Annotated in this window: 17 protein-coding genes; 15 read left to right on the top strand and 2 right to left on the bottom strand. The window is 70.2% G+C overall.

Annotated elements, in window-relative coordinates; genetic code table 11:
- Positions 1–21: 21 nt before the first annotated feature.
- The 15 genes from QFZ53_RS05165 (at position 22) to QFZ53_RS05235 (ending at position 17,158) form a co-directional block, all read left to right on the top strand.
- Positions 22–1,587 (top strand): RDD family protein, encoded by a 1,566-nt coding sequence (locus tag QFZ53_RS05165; protein WP_307294269.1) that lies wholly within the window; start codon positions 22–24, stop codon positions 1,585–1,587.
- Positions 1,584–2,393 (top strand): PP2C family protein-serine/threonine phosphatase, encoded by an 810-nt coding sequence (locus QFZ53_RS05170; RefSeq protein ID WP_292908000.1) that lies wholly within the window; start codon positions 1,584–1,586, stop codon positions 2,391–2,393. Before QFZ53_RS05165 ends, QFZ53_RS05170 begins: the two co-directional genes overlap by 4 nt.
- A complete protein-coding gene (locus QFZ53_RS05175) occupies positions 2,393–4,078 on the top strand; it encodes an FHA domain-containing protein (protein WP_307294274.1) in 1,686 nt (561 codons plus the stop codon). Before QFZ53_RS05170 ends, QFZ53_RS05175 begins: the two co-directional genes overlap by 1 nt.
- The gene (locus tag QFZ53_RS05180) at positions 4,075–5,697 is read left to right on the top strand and encodes a serine/threonine-protein kinase (protein ID WP_292907996.1); all 1,623 of its coding nucleotides are present in this window, start codon (positions 4,075–4,077) and stop codon (positions 5,695–5,697) included. Before QFZ53_RS05175 ends, QFZ53_RS05180 begins: the two co-directional genes overlap by 4 nt.
- Positions 5,694–6,413 (top strand): hypothetical protein, encoded by a 720-nt coding sequence (locus tag QFZ53_RS05185; protein ID WP_292908006.1) that lies wholly within the window; start codon positions 5,694–5,696, stop codon positions 6,411–6,413. Before QFZ53_RS05180 ends, QFZ53_RS05185 begins: the two co-directional genes overlap by 4 nt.
- Before the next feature lie 81 nt (positions 6,414–6,494).
- Complete coding sequence (gene eccD, locus QFZ53_RS05190; protein ID WP_307294279.1) at positions 6,495–7,847, top strand: type VII secretion integral membrane protein EccD; 1,353 nt, start codon at positions 6,495–6,497, stop codon at positions 7,845–7,847.
- Positions 7,848–7,850: 3 nt separating this feature from the next.
- Positions 7,851–9,167, top strand: a complete 1,317-nt coding sequence (gene eccB / locus QFZ53_RS05195; protein ID WP_307294281.1) for a type VII secretion protein EccB — start codon at positions 7,851–7,853, stop codon at positions 9,165–9,167.
- Entirely contained in the window at positions 9,167–10,438 is a 1,272-nt protein-coding gene (locus QFZ53_RS05200) for a S8 family serine peptidase (RefSeq protein WP_307294285.1), read from the top strand. Before eccB ends, QFZ53_RS05200 begins: the two co-directional genes overlap by 1 nt.
- 83 nt (positions 10,439–10,521) lie before the next feature.
- Complete coding sequence (locus QFZ53_RS05205; protein WP_292907988.1) at positions 10,522–11,268, top strand: hypothetical protein; 747 nt, start codon at positions 10,522–10,524, stop codon at positions 11,266–11,268.
- 16 nt (positions 11,269–11,284) lie between these two features.
- On the top strand, positions 11,285–12,952 hold the full coding sequence (locus tag QFZ53_RS05210) for a hypothetical protein (RefSeq protein ID WP_307294290.1): 1,668 nt from the start codon (positions 11,285–11,287) through the stop codon (positions 12,950–12,952).
- 33 nt (positions 12,953–12,985) lie between these two features.
- Positions 12,986–13,807, top strand: a complete 822-nt coding sequence (locus QFZ53_RS05215; protein WP_307294292.1) for a hypothetical protein — start codon at positions 12,986–12,988, stop codon at positions 13,805–13,807.
- Complete coding sequence (locus tag QFZ53_RS05220; protein ID WP_292907983.1) at positions 13,783–14,565, top strand: hypothetical protein; 783 nt, start codon at positions 13,783–13,785, stop codon at positions 14,563–14,565. The genes QFZ53_RS05215 and QFZ53_RS05220 overlap by 25 nt, the downstream gene beginning before the upstream one ends.
- 100 nt (positions 14,566–14,665) lie before the next feature.
- Positions 14,666–15,376, top strand: a complete 711-nt coding sequence (locus QFZ53_RS05225) for a DUF2510 domain-containing protein (RefSeq protein WP_307294294.1) — start codon at positions 14,666–14,668, stop codon at positions 15,374–15,376.
- A 116-nt stretch (positions 15,377–15,492) separates the two neighbouring features.
- On the top strand, positions 15,493–15,855 hold the full coding sequence (locus QFZ53_RS05230; RefSeq protein ID WP_292907979.1) for a hypothetical protein: 363 nt from the start codon (positions 15,493–15,495) through the stop codon (positions 15,853–15,855).
- A 10-nt stretch (positions 15,856–15,865) separates the two neighbouring features.
- The gene (locus QFZ53_RS05235) at positions 15,866–17,158 is read left to right on the top strand and encodes a hypothetical protein (RefSeq protein WP_307294297.1); all 1,293 of its coding nucleotides are present in this window, start codon (positions 15,866–15,868) and stop codon (positions 17,156–17,158) included.
- 90 nt (positions 17,159–17,248) lie between these two features.
- Here the strand turns inward: QFZ53_RS05235 and QFZ53_RS05240 are convergent, their stop codons facing one another.
- Positions 17,249–18,745 carry an FHA domain-containing protein gene (locus QFZ53_RS05240; RefSeq protein ID WP_307294300.1) on the bottom strand — a complete coding sequence of 499 codons (1,497 nt, stop codon included), beginning with the start codon at positions 18,743–18,745 and terminating at the stop codon, positions 17,249–17,251.
- A complete protein-coding gene (locus QFZ53_RS05245) occupies positions 18,742–20,070 on the bottom strand; it encodes a hypothetical protein (RefSeq protein ID WP_307294302.1) in 1,329 nt (442 codons plus the stop codon). Before QFZ53_RS05245 ends, QFZ53_RS05240 begins: the two co-directional genes overlap by 4 nt.
- Positions 20,071–20,092: the final 22 nt, after the last annotated feature.

The following is a 20,092-nucleotide window of genomic DNA, read 5'->3' on the forward strand; positions in this document are numbered from 1 at the left end:
CTCAGCCGAGAGCGAGACCCCATGACTGAGCCAGCGATCGACAGCATCGCGCCGATCTCGCGGCGTGCGGTCGCCTATCTGATCGATGCGCTCATCGCCGGAGGGGTCGCGATCGTCGCGGCGGTGATCGTCGGAGTGATCGCGGGGACCTCCGGGTCGTTCGAGGCGATGCTGATCCTGTTGTCCATCGGCTACGGAGCGCTGCTGCTCGTGCTCCTGGGCTGGCTGCTCGTGTACACGGCCATGCAGGCGAAGTCCGGATCCATCGGCATGCGCGCGCAGGGCGTGCGCCTCGCGTCCGCCGAGGACGGGATGCCGGTGGGATTCGGCCGTGCTCTGCTGCGCAACGTCGTGTTCGGCGTATCGGGCTGGATCATCGTCGGCTACTTCACGCCGCTGTTCGACAGCTCAGGACGCTTCCAGGGCTGGCACGACCGTGTGGCGAAGGCCGTCGTGCTCGACGCGCGAAAGAGCCCGCTCCCTGTCGCCGTGCCCGACTTCGGCCCGGCACCCGCGACGACGGCCGTTCCGATCCCGCAGGGGATGCCGGGGATCCCGGGGATCCCGGGGATCCCCGCCCCCGGGGGCGTGCAGGGCGGGTTCACGACACCGTCCACTGGCGCGTTCGCGTTCGCGGACGCACCGGCGCCGAGCGCTGTCGGTGCCCCGGTCGCCCCTCCCGCCCCGGTCGCGCCTCCCGCTCCGGTAGCGCCGCAGGTTCCTCCCGCGCACGGCGTGCCGCCGGTGCCGATCGTTCCTCCGGGGCCGGTTCCGCCGCCCGCACTGGGTCAGCCGCAGTCCGCCGGCGTGCAGCCGTACTCTGCGCCGCCGGTTCACGACGCGGGGACGCCGAGCGCTCCGACGCCCCCGGCGTACCAGGCTCCTGCCGTGCTTCCGGCAGCTCCGGCCTACACGCCCCCGACTCCGCAGGCTCCTGCCGCCTACACGCCCCCGGTCGCATCCGCACCCGCGGGCGGCGACTCGCCCATCGCATACGTGCCCGGGGTCGCGCCCGCGGGCGCGATCGTCCACCCGCCGCAGTCCGCCGACTCGGAGACCGATCCCGAGCTGTACGAGACCCTCATCCAGAAACCGGCGCCGGCACAGCCCGAACCCGCGGCTCCCGTGGCGCCCGCGACTTCCTGGGTGCGTTCGGGGCCGGATGCCGGAGCGCATCCGGTGCTTCCCGCATCCGCGGCTCCGGTCGACGCCCCTCTCGATCCCCACGAAGCCGAGATCGAGGCGACACGCATCAGCATTCCCGGGCACGGCCTCGTGTTCACCTGGGACGACGGCGCGCGCATGACAGTGACCCGTCGAACGATCTTCGGCCGCAACCCCGCGCCCGAGGCAGGCGCCGTGCTGGTGACGGTTCGCGACGAGACGCTGTCGTTGTCGAAGACCCATTTCGAGGCCGCCGCCGATGTGTCGGGGGGATGGGTGCTTGATCGGCACTCGACCAACGGCATGACGATCGTGCGCGACGGGCAGCGCATCGCCTGCCCGTCCGGGCAGCGGGTGCCCGTGCGTCTGGGAGACGCGATCGAGATCGGCGACCGCATCGTCGTGATCGGCGGCTACGCGTGACGCCGGGGCTGGTCGTCACGACAGGATCGGCGACGCACACCGGCCTCCGCCGCGCCCTGAACGAGGACTCCTACCTGGCCGACGCTCCCGTGTTCGTGGTCGCCGACGGCATGGGCGGGCACGAAGCGGGCGAGCGCGCGAGCGCCACCGTGATCGAGGAGTTCTCGAAGTACCTCGGGCGCGCATCGCTCGAGCTCGACGAGGTGCGCGTGGCCCTGGAACGGGCCCGTCACGGGGTCGAGCACCTGTCGACCACCGGCAACGGACGCGCAGGCACCACGCTGAGCGGGGTCGTCGTCGCGTCCGTCGACGGCATGGGGTACTGGCTGGCGATCAACATCGGCGACTCGCGCACCTACCGCCTCGCCGACGGCGAGCTCGAGCAGATCACGGTCGACCACTCGGTCGTGCAGGAGCTGATCGAGGCGGGCGAGCTCACGGCCGAGACCGCGGCGACCGACCGCCGGCGCAACATCATCACGCGCGCCATCGGCGCGAGCAGCACGGGAGACGCCGACTACTGGCTGTTCCCGGCCGAGCTGGGAGATCGGATGATGATCTGCTCCGACGGACTCACGTCGGAACTCGGCGACGACCGCATCCGCGAGATCCTGACCGGTGTCACGGATCCGCAGCAGGCCGCCGAGGCGCTGGTGGCGGAGGCGCTGCTCGCGGGTGGGCGCGATAACATCACCGTCGTGATCGCGGATGCGGTGCAGGTGGCATCGCGGCCGGGTGCTCCGCGCGAGACCGACGACATCGACATGGACACACGTCCACGTGAGGCAGCAGGAGGGGTTCGCTGATGCAGACGATCTACCGACCGGGACAGTGGTACCTGATCGTGATTCCGGGCGCGCTGGTCGCGTTGCCGCCGGATGTGCCCAGCGACATCGTCTCGCGGCTGTGGGACCAGCTTCCGTCCGAGAAGACGCTGGCGAGCGTCGTCGACGTGCTGACGACTGCGGCCGGGGGCTCGTTCGTCGCCCTGCCGCCGTTCGTCGCCGCCGTGGCCGAGGGCACCGACGTGCGCATCGCATTGCGCGGTGGCGTCGTCGCCCGCGTCAGCAGCGGGACGGATGCCGAGTACGAGTTCTCCGGTGCCGAGGTGACGACGTGGAGCGAGCGTTTCATCGCCGGCGCCACGCGCATCGAGATCACGGTGGAGGAGACGGATGCCGCCTCCGCTCTGCCTGTGCAGAGCGGCATCGTCTGTGCCGCCGCGGTGAGCGCAGAGCTCGAGGCGAGCGACGCCGCACCGATCGTCGCCGTGCTGGGCCCTGCGCCGCGCATCGACGAGATCGAGGCGGGCGCATCGGCCGCGGCTCTCGGAGGAGGCCCTGCGCCGGCGCTGGCTCTGTTCGGGGTGCCGTCGGCGCCTCATGTCGACGACGTGCCCGATGCTCCGCTCGCCGTCTCGCCCGGGGGGCTTCCTGCTGTCGTGGTCGCGCCCGTCGTGATCCCGTCCGCCGACCTCCCGTCTGCCGACCTCCTCTCCGCCGACCTTCCGTCGGCCGAGCGACACCTCGACTCGTCGGAGACCGCTCAGGAGGAGTCCCCGCGAGACGAAACGCCCGCAGCAGGCCTCGACGACGGGGCAGAGAGCTCCGAACCGACGCCTGACGACGAATCGGCGGCGTCCGAGTCCGTGGCAGCGGAGCCGGAGGCCCCGAAAGAGGCGGTCCTGCCCGTCGAGACGGCTCCTTTCGACCTCCCGCCCGTCGCAGCTGCGGACGAGGACTCCCTGGTCGCCGAGCGAGGGGAGCGGGACGAAACGTCCGTGTCCGACCTCGAGGCAGGGGAGGAGTCGCTGCCCTCGTCGCCCGACGAGGCGGAGCACGACGCCTCGCTCGACGACAACGGCCTCGACGAGCACACCTGGGAGCCCCCGGAGCAGACGTTCGCTCCGGCCGGCGATGCTCCGGCCAGCGACATCGACGAGTTCGAGCAGCTCTTCGGCGAGACGCTGCATTCCGGATCCGCTCAGCCTGCCGGGCCCGCTGTTCCGCCCGTGATCCCGCCGCTGCCGGGTGCCGACCTTGGTGACCACGACGGCGCGACGATCTCGACATCCGAGCTCGCAGCGCTCCGCCAGCGGCGCGCGACATCCGACGAGACAGCCACTCAGGTGATTCCGGTCGTGCCCGGCTCGGCCGGTCGCATCACGGTCTCGACAGGTCAGGTCGTCGAGCTCGACCGCACGGTGATCATCGGACGCCGCCCGCGCTCGACTCGCGCGAGCGGCGACAGCATGCCGCACCTCGTCGCCGTCGAGAGCCCGCAGCAGGACATCTCTCGCAACCACCTCGAGGTGCGCCCCGAGGCCGGATCCGTCGTCGTGATCGACCTCCACACGACCAACGGCTCCACGCTGCTGCGCCCTGGCGCCGACCCCGTCCGTCTGCACCCCGGCGAGCAGACCCTCGTCCTGTCCGGCGATGTCGTGGATCTGGGAGATGGAGTGACCATCGTCTTCGAGGGCCTTTCGTGAGTCGACGTCCGTCGCCGCCGCCGCAGCTGCCCGGCTTCACCTACCTCGAACCGCTCGGGACGGGCGGCTTCGCCGACGTCTTCCTCTACGAGCAGCAGATGCCGCGCCGCCGCGTCGCGGTGAAGGTGCTTCTCGCCGATCGCCCGTCTCCGCAGGCTGCGCAGGAGTTCGCCGACGAGGCGAACGTGATGGCCATGCTGTCCACGCATCCGGCGATCGTGACGATCTACCAGTCCGGCGTCGCGGGCGACGGCCGGCCGTATCTCGTGATGGAGTACTGCCCCCGGCCGAACCTCCAGATCCGCGCGCGCAAAGAGACCTTCCTGGTGGCGGAGGCGCTTCGGGTCGGCATCCAGGTGGCCGGCGCCGTCGAGACCGCGCACCGCGCGGGAGTCCTGCACCGCGACATCAAGCCGGCGAACATCCTCGTCACCGAGTACAACAGGCCCGCTCTCACCGACTTCGGCATCGCCTCGACGACCGAGGCCACGGGGGAATCCTCCGGAATGTCGATCCCGTGGTCGCCACCCGAGTCCTTCGCCGAGCCGCCGCAGAGCGGGCCGCGCACCGACGTGTGGGCGCTCGGCGCCACCCTGTACACGCTGCTCGCGGGGCGTTCGCCGTTCGAGCGCCCGGGCGAGCGCAACTCCAGCGCCGACCTCATCGAGCGCATCGAGCGGGCGGCCCTTCCGCCGCTGGGGCGGCCCGACTCGCCGGAGAGCCTGCAGCGCGTGCTCGAGCGCGCGATGGCCAAGAACCCGGATGACCGGTTCCCCAGCGCCGTCGCCTTCGCACGCGCGCTGCAGAAGGTGCAGATCGAGCTGTCCCACTCGGTGACGCCGATCGACATCGTCGACGAGCATCCGGCGCCCGAGGAACTCGAGGACGACGGCGACGGGCTCACCAGGGTCCGCGATGTCCGCTCCATCAACCCTGACAGCCCGACGGCGACCAGGCCCTCCGCCACGACCCTGCGCAAGCAGCCCGGCGGGGCCGCGGTCGAGGTGCCGCGGTTCGATCGGCCGCCGCAGGCCGATGCGCTCGAGGCGACCCAGCACCGTGCGCCCGCCGCGCTGCAGCCGGACGACGACGCCACCGCCCTGCGCCCACCCGCGGTCGTCGCACCCGAGATGCAGGCGCCGTCGGCTGCCACCTGGGCGCCGGCAGCGCCCACTGGTGTGCAGGAGAGTCCGCAGCGGCGCCGCAGCGGCATGCCGTGGTGGGGGTGGCTCATCGCGGTGATCGGCGTGGTGGTGGTCGTCGGCGGCATCGTGCTCGCGAGCAGTCTCACCGGTGCGCTCGTGCCGGCGCCGACGCCGACCACGGAGGCGCCGCAGCCGCAGGACCCGCTCGCGGGGGTCGTTCCCGCGCCGGAAGACGTCACAGGCGGCAACGAGGGCGGCGTCGTCGCATTCACCTGGACGAACCCCGCACCGGAGAAGGGCGACACGTACATCTGGTACGAAGTCACGCTCGATGGTCCGGGCGAACCGCATATCGTGGAACAGACGAACGCCACCCTGGAGGGGGAGCGGACGGGGCGCACCTGCATCGAGGTGCTCATCAAGAGGGCTGACGGGCGTTCCACGCCCGAGCCCGTCAGGGGGTGCGTGGGCTGATGGAGATCACAGTCGAGTTCGCGGGGGAGTACTACTCACCGCAACCGGAGGAGCCGTTCTACGTCGGGCGTCAGGGGGATCTGGAACTCGATGACGACAATCTGTTCCTGCATCGTCATTTCCTCGAGATCTCGCACAACGACGGCCTCTGGTGGCTGTCGAACGTCGGGGCCAGGCTGACCGCGACCGTCACCGATTCGTCGGGTGGGGTCAACGCGTGGCTGGCACCGGGGGCGCGCCTGCCGATCGTCTTCGAGCAGACCACGGTCGTGTTCACCGCCGGGCCCGTGACGTACGAGTTCACGATCCACTCCCAAGCCCCGACGCTGCGTATCGACTCGAGCGGTGGCGCGGACGGCGGCCAGTCGACGATCGGGCACGTGCCGCTGACCACGCGTCAGAAGATGCTGATCCTCGCTCTCGCCGAACCCGCGCTGAAGCGCGAGGGCACCGGCGCCAGCGAGATCCCCAGTTCTGCGCAGGCGGCTCAGCGGCTCGGGTGGACCAGCACGCGGTTCAACCGCAAGCTCGACAACGTGTGCGAGAAGTTCGACCGCATCGGCGTGCAGGGAATGCGCGGAGGCCAGGGCAGGCTCGCGATGAACCGCAAGGCCCGGCTGGTCGAGTACGCGGTCTCGAGCAGGCTGGTGACCAAGGACGACCTGGCCCTGCTGGACGCGCCCATCGCGGATGCCGAGGACGACGAGGACTCGTAGCAGCCGGTATCGCCGCACCGGAGGCCGACCGTACGCGCGATAGTGTGAAACGCGCGTGTTCAAAGAAAAGCAGGGGGATCGATGTCGCCTCAGACGACAGCTGCCGCATCATCGCAGCTCATGCGCCTGTCGGTGCAGTGGGAATCCGAGCGGATCGATGTCGGCGTCCCCGGCGGCGTTCCCGTCGCCGAAGTGCTCCCCTCGCTGACGCGGCGTCTGCGCATGCTCGACAGCCACTCGGCGTCCTCGGGCTTCCGGCTCGTCCAGGCCGACGGCCAGACGCTCGACGGCGACCGGACGCTTGCCGCTCAGGGCGTGCAGGACGGCGACCTCCTCGTTCTCGAGCAGGGTGCATCAGCGGCGCTCGCCAAGCGCTACGACGACCTGGTCGAAGCCGTCGCCGATGCCGTCGAGCACAACGCACCGGCCTGGTCGCTGCAGAACTCTGTGACGACCGCCACCGTGGTCGCCTCCGTGCTTCTGCTGCTCGGCCTGGTGCCCGCCGTGTGGGCATGGGTCGACACGGGCACGATCATCACGGCCGCCGGGGCGGGGGCCGCAGCGGTGGTGCTTCTGATCTGCGCACTAGTGATGGCGCGCACCGGCGCCCCGCAGCAGGCGACCATGTCGCTGGCTCTTGTCTCGTCGGTCTACGCGGGGGCGGCCGGATACACGCTGCTTCCGGACGCGGACCCCTGGGGGCTGCCTCTCGTCGTCGGCGGCGCCGCGATGCTCGTGTTCGGCGTGATCGCGCTGCTCGCGCTGAAGAAGCTGCGCGAGTACGGACTCATCCCCATCGCGGTCGGCGGTGTGCTCCTCGTCATCGGCGCGGTCATCACCTGGCTCGACGCACCGGTCGCGGGGACGCTCGCGGCGGCGATGGCGATCGCAGGTATCGCCGGACTCGGCGCCCCCTGGGTGGCGCTGGCCTCGGTGCCGTTGCGCGTCGTGTCGGCACGAGACGAGTCCGAGGTGTACGACGCTCCGACGCACATCTCTCCTGCCGAGGTGGCGAAGCTCTACAGCCGTGCGCACCGGTATCAGGTGTCGCTGCGGATCTCGCTCTGCGTGATCGTCCTGGTGGCGACCGTGCCGGTCGTCGCATCGGGATTCTGGGGGCTCCTCCTGTGCGCGGTGACGTACATCGGCATGTTCCTGGGAACACGACAGGTGTACTCGCGTTTCGACATCGTGGCCGTGGCCGCCGGTGTCCTCACCGGCGTGGCCATGGGAGTCGTGACAGCCGTCGTCGCCCACCCCTCCTGGATCGGGGGCCTCGTCGTCGGGCTCGCCGCGGTGGCCGTCTGCATCATCGTGGTCGTTCTGCTGAACCCGAAGACGAGACTGGCGCTGACCCGCTTCGCCGACTTCGCCGAGTGGGCGACGATCGCGCTGCTGCTGCCGCTGGCCATCATCGCCGGAGGCTGGTTCTGAGTCATGGCATCCAAATCCGAGCTGCTGCAGGCACAGGCCTTCAACCGTCGACGTCTCCAGCGCGCATTCGTCAGCGGCGCCCCCGGCGGGCGCGAGCTGCCTCCCGGAAAGCCGCTGCGCGGCGTCGTGGTCAGCGTCGCCCTCGGCGTCCTGACCGTGATCGTCTCGCTGCTGATCGGCACGTTCTCCGGCACGCTGCCGAAGGACTGGCGGGACGGCGCGATCATCGTGGTGCAGGGCGAGGGCTCCCGCTACGTGGCTCTCGACGGCACTCTCTATCCGGTCAAGAATCTCGCCAGCGCTCGACTTCTGGTCGGTTCCGTGAAGATCACCTCGGTGCCGGCCGACAAGCTCGACGGGATCAGCCGCGACCCGTCTCCGGTCGGGATCGACGACGCCCCCGACTACCTCCCGGCCCCCGACCGGCAGTACACCGATGCCTGGCTCAGCTGTGTCGCCGCCGATCGCCCGCTGGAGATGTCGACGCGGCTCCTCGGGGATCGGGTCGGCTCGCTCGATCAGGGCGCCCTCGTGAAGGACGACCGCGACAGGTACTGGTTCGTCGAGGGCTCTCGGCGATACGCCGTGGCGGAGGACAACGTCGCTGTAGTCGCGAGCGTGTTCCTCGGCATCGACGACGTGAAGTCGGTGCCCACCGTCTCGGCCCTGTGGCTCAACCTCGTCTCACCGGGATCGCCCCTTGCCGTCGACCTGGGCAGCGAGCTGGGTGAGGATGCAGGAGCCGCCGGCCTCGTCGTCGGTCAAGCCGTGCAGACGCAGGCCGATGGCAAAGTCGTCAACGAGTACATCGCCGACGGGGACGGACGACTCGTGCCGGCCACGCCCTTCGCGCGCCAGCTGCTGACGGCGTACGTCGGGGTGGATCCCGTCGTCATGACCGTGGCCGAGGCGACCGACCTCGCCGACGTCAACTCGGATGCTGTTCCCGAGGACTGGCCCGAGAACGCCCCCGCTCCGTCGGGCGACGGATCGACGGCCTGCCTGCAGATGACGCCCACGGCAGACGGACCCGTCGTGTCGGTGGCGACCAGCCCGCAGGATCTCGAACCGGGAACGCGGGTGATGCCCGGAGCGGGAGCGGCGATCACCTCGCGCTCGAGGGGCGAGGGTGCGACCTACGGCTTCGTCTCGGAAGCAGGCGTGTACTTCCCCGTCGAGACGGCAGAGGATCTGGCGCTGCTGGGGTACTCGACGAAGGACTCGGTGACGGTGCCCGCCTCGTGGACCCAGCTGCTCGAACAGGGACCGACGCTCAGCCGGGCCATCGCGCAGAGGACGGCGCCGGGGCAGGGGGGCTGATGCGCACGCGCACTCTGAGAGGCGCAGCGGCGATCGTCGGCATCGTGGCAATGCTGGGAACCGCGGGAGCGACCGGTTCGCTCATCGCGGATGCAGATGCCCGGTCGGTTCCAGTGATCGACGCAGGACAGCAGTGCACCCCCGGGTCGCAGGTGCTGGTCTCGGGGTCGAGCTATCTCGTCGAGCGGCTGGGACTCGAGGACGCGTGGACGCTCAGCCGCGGACGCGGGGTCACCGTCGCGGTCGTGGACTCCGGTGTCGAGGCGGGCAACGTGCACTTCGCCGATGCCCTCGTTCCCGGGGTCAGCACCTTCGGCGACGGTTCCGCCCCCGCCGACGACGACCTGTTCGGCCACGGCACGGCCGTGGCCGGTCTGATCGCGGCCCGGCCGGCCGATGGCTCGGGGGTCGTGGGCATCGCACCCGAGGCGAAGATCATGCCGGTGCGGGCTTTCCAGTCCGCGCCGGAGGACGGGCAGTCCTCGCGCGATCTCGTGGGGCCGACCGCGGCGTCGGTGGTGGCCGGCATCCGCTGGGCCGCCGATCACGGCGCGCAGATCATCAACGTCTCGCTGTCCGACGACCAGTCGGCCGACCTCTACGCCGACGCGGTGGCCTATGCGCACGCGCGCGGTTCGCTCGTGGTCGCGAGCGCGGGAAACCGCAACACGGCGAACGCCAACAGCCCGGACCCCGCGCATTTCTACCCCGGAGAGCTGCCCGGCGCCCTTGCCGTCTCGGCGGTGCTGACGGACGGCACGTGGAATGCGGATTCCTCCTACGCGGGGGCGCATGTCGACGTCGCCGCCCCGGGTCAGTCGATGCCCTCGGCCTACATCTCGGGTGGCGACTGCGTGTTCAACGGAGACTCGGCGTCGTCGAGCTACGCGACGGCCGTGGTCTCGGGTGCGGCGGCGCTCGTCGCCGCACGCTACCCGGCCGAGACCCCCGACCAGTGGGCGTTCCGGTTGACGCAGTCGGCGATGCGCGTCTCTCCGGCCGAGCGCAGCGACACGGTCGGGTGGGGCGAGGTGCGCCCGGCGGAGGCGCTCTCCCTGGTCGACGACGGGTCGCTTCCCGGCCCGCAGTCTCCGGCGTACCCGGCAGCCGAGCCGACGCCGGAGCCGACCAGGACCATCTCGATCGAGCCCGACGCCGACCCGCTCGATCCCGCGCGGGAGATCGTCGGGTGGGGCTTCGGCGCGGCCGCGACGATCTCGGTCATCACGCTGCTGCTCGCACGAGGGCGGGCGCGCCGCGCGCAGCGCTGAACGCGGGCATGGGGACTTCTCCCCCTATGGTCATCGCGCACCGCTTCGTAGGATTGCCTCAACGGTCTACGGAAGAGGAGCCCATGGTCAGCTTGGATATGGCGGACGCCAACCGTCTGATGGCGGAACTGCAGCAGACGGCCGGCGAGCTGCAGCGCGAACTGCGTGCGCTCGCCACGGCTTCGGAACGGCTGACTCCGATCACCGTGAAGGACGAGCGGGGAGCCGTCGCCCTCACTCTCGCCGCGAACGGCGCCGTTCAGTCGCTGGTGCTCGATGAGGACTGGCGCGACACGATCGGTGAAGAGTCGCTCGGCGTCGTGATCAGCGCGTGCTACCAGGATGCTGTCGGCCAGCGCGCCGGTGAGTGGATGAAGGCGTACTCCGAGAACGCCGATGACAAGGGCGAAGCGACGCCTCTCCCCGCGCCGGAGCCGGTTCAGCTGGGAGACCCGAGCTCTTCATGGGGCATCGAGGGCCGTGAGAAGCTGCGCGAGATGTACGCGGCGGCCGACGCCGAGCAGCAGGACTTCCTCGCGTACCGGGCGCAGCGCGCCCGTCAGCCGCGCGACGGCGTGAACGCGGCCAAGACCATCACCGTCACGCGCGAAGGCGACACCATCTCGGCCGTGAAGTTCGACGAGCGCTGGGTGCGCAACACGAACGACGAAGTGATCGAGAAAGAGATCGTCCGCGCCATGAACAACGTGATGGCGATGTCCGCGCGGGAACGAGAGAACAAGTACGAGGGTTTCCCCGCGATCGAGCAGTTGGCGAAGATCGCGCACAACCCCCACGAGCTGATGCGCCGCATGGGCGCGATCCGCTGAGGCAGGGAGCACAGCAATGGGAATTCTGGATGCCGTCGGCGATGTCGTCGACGCGGTCAACCCGGTCGACGAGATCGTCGACTTCGGTCAGAACGTCATGGAGGGCGATGTCCTCGGCGCGTTCGGCAACGTGCTCGATGCGGCCACCCCGCTCGACGAGGTGGTGAGCGCGGGCACGCATCTCTTCTCCGGCGGAGGCGGCGGTATGAGCAGCCCGAGCCTGCAGACCCCCACGGCCACGCCGCTGCCGAGCACGCAGGGCCAGTCGGTTCTGCCCACTCCGCCGGCGCAGCCGGCAGCATCGTCCTTCACCTCGGGAAGCGAGAAGGGTGTCGAGGTCGACACCAACACGCTGTACGAGGACGCGGGCAAGTTCGAGGCGGCATCGGAATCGTATGCGTCGATCGAATCCGCTGCCCAGGCTCTCACGATCGATGCCGCGGCCTTCTCGTTCATCGGCGGACAGGCATCGGCGGCCTACAACAACTTCCAGGCGACCATGGTCGCGGTCCTCGGCACGGCGCCGGAAGCGCACACCGGCTTCGCCGACTCGCTCCGGCTGACCGCCAAGGCGTATGACGACCAGGAGGCCGCTGAGGAGAAGAACGAGAAGAAGGACGTCGGCGGCACCGGCGACACCGGTGGCGGAACAGGCGGTGGCGGCACCGGCGGCGGTGGCACCGGCGGCGGAACCGGTGGTGGCGGGACCGGCGGCGGATCGGCGCAGGTCGACGACCCCCGGGTGGACGGCTCCCTCGAGGGCGAGACGGGTGACGAGGAGGCGCGCGCCGAAGCCGACGCGAAGGCCGACCAGCTCGACGCTCGCGCCGATGCGCTCGACAAGCAGGCGGATCAGGCCGATCAGCACGCCGACAAGGCTCAGGAGCAGGCGGAGGCTCTCGACGCGCAGATCGACGAGCTCGAGGAGCGCGCCGCAGAGCTCGACAGCAGTGCGACCGAGACCGAGTACCGGGCGACCGAGCTCGATCTGAAGGCCGAGCAGCAGGAAGCGGCGGGAGACCAGGCCGACGCCCTGCAGACGCGGACGGAGTCCGCAGCGCTCCGAGCCGATGCGTCCGCGCAGCGCGCCGAAGCCGCGGAGATCCGCGAGCAGATCGCGAAGCTCGAAGAGAGCCGCGACGACGCCATCGAAGAGATGACGGATGCTCGTGAAGACGCCGCGGAGCTCCGTGACAAGGCTGCCGAACTGCGCGACCAGGCCGCTGAGCTTCACCACGAGGCCACCGGCCTCGACCATGGCGGAGAAGCGGAGATCGTCGACGACGCGAACATCGACGGCGACGTCGACGGTGGCACGGGCGAGACCGGTGGCACGGGTGAGACCGGCGGCACGGGTGAGACCGGCGGCACGGGTGAGACCGGCGGCACGGGTGAGACCGGCGGCACGGGTGAGACCGGTGGCACAGGTGAGACCGGTGGCACGGATGAGACCGGTGGCACAGGCGACGCAGACGATGCGCCGGCATCCGAGTCCGATGCAGATGGCGACGTCTCCGAGCAGCCGCGCGACGACGAGGCGACCACGGACGGGCAGCCGACTCCGACCCCCGAGGGCGAGGGCGACGAGGCGATCCGGCTGCACCCCCCGCTCGACGCTTTCGGTCAGCCGATGCCGGCCCAGCCGGTCGCGGCTCCGGCCTGGCAGACCCGACTGAACAGCTGATCGCAGAACTCACGACTGAAGGAAGACGTCATCATGGTTAGTACTCGCAGAGGTCCGGGTTCGGGTGCCGGCAGGGGCGGCAGCAACGGTTCGCACGGAAGCGGCAGCGGATCGCACGGCGGCGGCGACAACGCGGGCGATGTCGCCCGCTCGACGTCCAAGTTCGACGAGATCCTCGACAAGACGAATTCGGTCGTCGACATCATCAACGGCGTCCTCGAGCTCGCAAGCCACATCCCGCTGATCGGCGATCTGATCGACAAGCTCAACGATCTGATCGGCAGGATGTTCGAGAAGGTCAACGAGGCCATCCAGAAGACGACGCAGATCTTCGCCTTCGTCGGCAACCCGGCGCTGCTCCGCCAGACCGGAACGAGCTGGGTGCAGACCGTCGGCACCCCGGCCACGGTGGCCACGTCGACCGTCGTCCTGACCGCGCTGCCCAGCACGGGGCACTGGACGGGCGCATCGCACGACGCCTACGCCGCGCGAGTGGAGCTGCAGAACCCGGCATCCGAGAGCGTCTACGCGAAGTGCGAGATGGTCGATGAGCAGCTGAACACGTTCGCGGACGCGATCGTCGACTTCTGGGTGAACTTCTCGCTCGCAGTCCTCATGACTGCGATCGGCGTCGGCCTCGGCATCGCCGAGATCGTGTCGGTGTGGGGCGCACCGGCCGGCGTCGTCACGATCATCGCCGAGATCGTCGCGATGATCGCCGACGTGGTGAGCCTGGTTGACATCATCATGACGGCCAACCAGGCTGCCGCCGACTTCATGACCACCGTGACCAGTGAGCTCAGCGCCGCCAGCGCCTTCCCCGGCGGAGCATGGCCGCGCCACACGGCAGCATGACGACGGCGGAGATCGGACGGGTCGACGGCGCCGGAGCGGCGTCGGGCGGCGCGATCGTCCTCGACTTCGACGGTCGACGCGAACGCATCCCTGCGGGGACGACGTTCGTGATCGGCCGAGGCGCCGATCTGTCCATCGACGACAACCAGTACGTGCATCGGCGCTTTCTCGAGATCGCGCAGCACGAGGGGATCTGGCGGCTGGCGAATGTCGGTTCGCGGCTGACGGCCTCGGTCGCCTCGGCTGACGGGATGGCGCAGTCGTGGCTCGCCCCCGGCGGGTCGATGCCGCTCGTGTTCGACTCGACCGTGGTGATGTTCACCGCGGGCGAGACGACCTACGAGCTGACCCTCATCGCCGAGACGCCGTTCTACCAGGTGTCCACTCCGTGGACGACGTCTGCCGACGACGGCGTCTCAGGGCTGCTCTCGCCGATGCAGCGGATCGTGCTGACCGCGTTGGCCGAGCCGATGCTGCGGCTGAACGCGCCGGGGTCGGTGCGGCTGCCTCCGCTGGACGAGGTCGCCGGCCGTCTGGGCTGGTCGCAGGAGAAGCTCGAGCGTCGTCTCGGCAGTCTGATCGACAAGTTCGGCCGGCACGGCGTCCGCGGTCTGGAGCGCAACGGGGCGGGCGAGCTGCCCGACTCCGCGCGCTCGCGCCTCGTCGAACACGCGGTCGGGGCGCGAATCGTCACGACCGAGGATCTCGATCTTCTCGAGGCGTTCGCGCGGGACGCGTTCGTCGGCGCAGCGTCCTGAGTCCGCCCGCAGCCCCGATGCCCGTCGTCGTCGCGAGTGGTCGCGGTCGTAGGATGAGTGTTCGCGTGGTGAAAGCTGAGGCGTTGAGGAGGGTGCACGGATGAGCATGCCGGCGGGTTGGTACGACGATGGTTCAGGGCGGCAGCGCTGGTGGGACGGTGCGCGGTGGACGGATGACTACGCTCCCGCCCACGCCGCGGCTGGCCCGCAGGCCGCCCCCGTGACGCCCGCGCCTGCTGCCCGGGTGTCGCCGGTTCTGGGTTTCGTCGGCCTCGGCCTCGCGGTACTGGGCACGGTGCTGGCGTGTATTCCGGCGACGTTCGGCGTTGGGGCGTTCGTGCTGGTCGCGGCCTTCGTGGTGTCGCTGATCGGGCTGTTCCGGAAGGGAGCGCCGAAGTGGCCGTCGATCATCGGGATGATCCTGTCCGTCGTGGGCGGGGCGATCGGCGCCATCGTGCTGATCGCGTCGCTGCTCGCGAACGCGACTGATCCGGTGGGCCCCGCGCCGACCGGCACGTCGTCGACCTCGACGACGCAACCGTCGGACTCGCCCACGACGGACGCGAGCGATGCCCGGCCCTCGCCGGATCAGCTGGGGGAGACGATCCTTGCCGACCTTCAGCGTTCCGGCATGCACCAATACGATGACGACCCGGAGTGGGTCGCCTGCTGGGGGCAGTACGTGTACGACTCGGACCTGTCGGACGAGGCTCTCCAGGAGTACGTCACCACCATGGACGTTCAGGGGGAGGAACGGGAGCTGATGGGAAGCGTCAGCGCGGAAGCGACGGTGTCCTGCAGCACGCAGTAGTAGTTCGCAGACCCGAAGCCGTCTCCGAACGGGCTCCTCAATGGGGACTGCTACCCATGGAGACGTACCGCGTGCGCGGACTAGTATCGTCGTGCGCAACGTCGGAGGGAAACGCAATGGTGATCAAGATGCAGCGGTTCTTGGAGATGGATCTGGAAACCGCCGAGACCCAGGTCGATCTGGTGGTGAACGCGTACGATTCGATCGTCTCCTCGCGGACGACATTGGCGAATCTCGCCGAAGGCCAGACCACCTCGTTGTGGACCGCGGACGGCAACTCCGTCGCACTCGCCGCAGCGCTGACGACGAGGTACGCCTCTGCGCTCAAGTGGCTGGATGCGATCGAGGCGAACCTGAGAGCGGCAGCCGAGAACATCGCTCTCGCCATCAAGGAGACGACCCAGCTGAACGAGTCCCAGAAGGACGGGTACTCCGCACAGCTCGAGAAGATTCTCGGCACCCGTACGATCGAGGCCTGAGGGGGCGAACATGGGAAAGAACCTTGAGCGGTTGGGAAGGCTGAAGGCCAACCGAACGAGCATCGCAGTGCTCGGTGTCCAATCCGGACAGGCGATGATGCAGGCCGCCGCGCAGACGGCCACGACTGAGGCGACGACCAGCGTCCAGAAGGCTGCACGCACAGAAGGCTTCGGAGGCGACTACGGCGTGACGGTCGCCGAGGCGCTGTCGCTGATCCGCGCCGACCTGGACAAGTTCGTGGACTACCAGAGCGCGGTGAGCGCGGCGTTCGAGCAGGCGAACCAAGCCCTCGCGGACACCGCGAGCGGCACGGCGGGATTGCCCGATTCCGGACTCACCCCCGCACAGCAGAGCACCGTCGACATGGCGGCCAAGACCGACAGCCCCGTGCAGGTGTCGCCCGGCGTCACGATGACGGCATCCGAGGCTCAGCAGTACTACCTGGACCAGGCGGCTGCTGCACAGGAGGAGCAGGCGGCGAAGATGGCCGCCGCTCTCGACGCGCGCCTCCAGGAGATCATCGACGGGATGCCGACGACCGAGTACGACGAGCCGGAGCCCCAGCCGGATCCTTCAGACGACGACGAGACCGGTGGAAACGGGCAGGTCGGCGGCTCCGGAACGACCGGCGGCGGAACAGGTGGAGGCGTCACGGGCGGCGGCACCGGATCGGGAGTCACCGGTGGAAACGGCGACGGCGACGGAACCATCAGGCGCCCGCCGATCATCTACGATCCGCCGCGTGTCGTGGATCCTCCGCATGTCGTGGATCCTCCTCGTATCGACGACCCGCGATTCCCCGACCCGAACAACCCCGACGATCCACGCATCGACGGCAACATCGGGGGCGAAGTGCCCGGTGTGGGACCTGGCGGCAACGGAGGCTTTCCCGGCGGAAGCACTGGCGGAGGCGGCTCTGCATCGGTCGGCGGTGGCCTGAGCGGCCTCTCCGGAGGGGCGAGTCTCGCCGGCGGCGCCGGTCTCGCGAACCGCCTGAGCGGCGGCGCAGGCCTGGTGGGCGGGGTCGGCGCACCAGGTGGCGTGGGCGGTGCGGGCGGCGCCGGGGCATCCGGAGTCGTCGCGCAGTCCGGTGCGGCGAACGGCGGCCGCGGCGGAGTCATGGCGGGAGGCGCCGCCGGCGGCGCTGGCGCCGGAGGACGTGGTGACAAGCGCAAGCGTCGACGTGGCCAGGATCTGATGGCTTTCGAGGTCGAAGCCGATGATGAGGCCGTGCCCGACATCGGAGCCGCCGGCGCCGCGGGACGTTCGACGTCCGAAGGACGCGAAGAGCTCGGCTGGTAGCCCTTCGCTCTCCATACGAGAAAGCCGCTCCCCTGCCCAGGCGGGTGGAGCGGCTTTCGTCTGCCTCGGGAGCGGTTCCTCCCGCCGGGCTCAGACGGTGACGACCCGGATGACGCAGTCGCCGATCTGCAGCACCATGCCGGGAAGCAGACCGAAGCGCTGGTGGGGGGTCATCGGACCGGAACGGCCGTCGGGCGTGCGCAGCGACGAGCCGTTGCCCGAACCGAGGTCCTCGAACCAGGTCTGCCCGTCGACGATGCCGAAACGTCCGTGCGTCCGCGAGACCGAGCGGTCGCCGCCGGGAACGGCGACCAGCGCAGCCTCCGGGTGCTCCCCCTCGGGCAGACGCGGAGCGCGCCCGATGTAGCCCAGGCCCCGGATGGGGACGGTCGTCCCATCCGGGAACTGCATGGCGATCACCAGTGCAGGTGCAGGTGCAGGTGCGGGTGCCGGTTCCGGAACCGGCGGTGCGGGGGGTGCGTTCTCCTGGGGAGGGGCGGCTGTGGCGGGTGCAGGGACTGCGGCCGATGACGCAGCCGCGGGCCGGGCCCCGCGCGCGGCCACACGCTGGAAGGCCAGCTCGGCGTCACCTCCGAGCACGAGAACGTCGCCGGGCACGAGGAAGCTGGGCACGTGCGGCGAGAGCTCGGTGACACTGCCGCCGAGATGACGCACCGACGCGCCGTTGGCCGAACCGAGATCCTGCACCCAGACCTGTTCGTCTTCGATGCCGAACGCCGCGTGGGTCCGTGACAGCGACCTCGTGCCGTCGGGTACCCGGATGAGGATCGGGTCGGGGATCGACTCCGGGGCGCGCGGCGCCCGACCGATGAACCCGAAGCCCGTCGCCTGGATCACAGTGCCGTCGACGAGTTGGAACACCGGGACGCCCCCGACGTCGACGAGCGGCGCCGACGCGGGTGCCGGCGGCTGTGCGATCGGCGCCTGGCCGGCAGACGTCGGAGCAGGGGGCGCCGGCGTGCCGGGGGCGTGCGTGATGACGCCCGGCGCGGGTGGTGGTGTGAGAGGAGTCTGCGTGATGACTCCCGGCTGAGCTGCGATGACACTCGTCGAGGAACCGCCGCCGGTCACCCGCGCTTCGAGGTCGAGGTCACGGCCCACTCCGCTCGCCGCCGACTGGCGGGTCTTGCGCACGTCGATCACGCGCGCCCCGGCGAGGCCGTCGAGCAGCCCTGAGGCGGTGAGACCCACCGGCAGCAGCACCGGTACGACGTGCGAGACGCCGAGCACGAGGCTGCGGAAGAAGAGGCCACGAGCGCCGACGCTGACATCCGCGTTCTTCTGCACCGTTCGGATGCCGCAGATCAGGTTCCCCGGTGTCGCGCCGGTGTGGCCCTCCCAGATCCAGCCGATCGCCCACAGTTCGATCACGGCGACGGCGACCAGCAGGAGCGAACCCGTGGCGAGTCCCACCAGGGTGCCGATGAGCGCGATGATCGCGATGTCGATCAGGTACGCGCCGGCGCGCTGTCCCGCCGTGGCACGCACCCCCGCCGCTGTCACCGCGCGGGGAGCCGCCGACCGTGCCTGCGACCGCAGCGGTGCTGCCGGTGGAGAGATGGTCACGAGAAGACCTCCAGAATCTGTCCGGCGATCCCGGAACCGTACAGCAGCGCCGCCGGAGCCAGGGCGAGGAGCACGCCTTCGATGATGTCTCCGGTGCGCGACCAGCCCAAGGAGCGCCAGTCGCGAGCGAGGGGCACCGTCAGGCACCCCACGACGGCTCCTGCGAGCACAAGGATCAGTGCGACCAGCAGGGCGCTGAGCTGCAACGTGATGACCAGGGCGCCCGCCGCGAGCGCGGCGATGACGGTGCCCGTGGCGAGCGCGGCAGCGCGCGCGAGACCGTTTCGCAGCATGCGCGACGTGAGCAGGAAGTAGCAGCCGGCTCCCAGAGCCCCGCCCAGCACGCACCACGTCTCGATGGAGGGGCCGACCGCAGCCGGAACGGTGTACAGCGCCGACAGCAGGGCGAGCGCGCAGGCCGAGATGATCCCCGCCTCCGAGCGGCGACGGGCGAGCAGGAACTGCCTGGCGGCCTCGTCGGCGTGCACAGGAGACGGCTCGACCGGAGTCTCGAATCGGAGACCCTGCGCGTCGCGGATGACGAACGGCGTATCGATCAGGTCGTGCGCGTCGACGTCGAGCGCGGCGGCGCGGATGTAGTGGAAGACCGGCACGGCGCAGGCCAGCTGCACAGCTGTGATCGTCGCCGCCGGAACGCCTGCGAGGAACGCCGCGGTGTCGACGACGGCGAGGACCGACCACAGCATGGCGATGACGGCCGTCGTCGCCATGGGCACGGGCCCGCTCACCCGCGCCTGGGCGTGACGCATGCACGCGAGCGCAGCGCCCGCCACGGCCCCAGCCGCGATCATGCCGCCGGCGTCTCGGAACGGTGCGAGCGCCACGGCGCCGGCGGCGCAGCCGAGCAGAGGAGCGACGAAGGCGACGTAGATCGTCGAGTCCGCCACCGGTTGGGCGAGGAGGGCCACGGCGCCCGCGAGCAGCAGCACCGCACCCGCCGACACGATCAGCGGTGTCGGCGCGATCACGGCGCACAGGACGAGGACGGCGGTGACCACCAGAAGCAGGGCGAGCAGCAGCGGGTGGTGCTGACGGGCGACAGGAGAGCCGCTCTTCGACGTCGGATCCGTGCGCGTCGCGGTCTGGGTGCGGTCGAACAGCCAGATCACCCCGCCGTCGCCAGGACTGACGGACACCTCGCTGTCGAGATCGATCGCCGCGCCGGATGTGGTGATCCCGACGTATCGCCGCAGGTCGACTCCGCCTACCGCGAGCAGCTCCGACACGGTCGAGTCAGCGGCGACGACCAGATCGTGTCGCCCGTTCGCGTCGGCGACGGTGAGGCGAATCGTCTTCGCTGACATCCCCGCCCCTCGAAGTTCCGCA

This window comes from Microbacterium natoriense (assembly GCF_030816295.1).
Classification (GTDB): domain Bacteria; phylum Actinomycetota; class Actinomycetes; order Actinomycetales; family Microbacteriaceae; genus Microbacterium; species Microbacterium natoriense_A.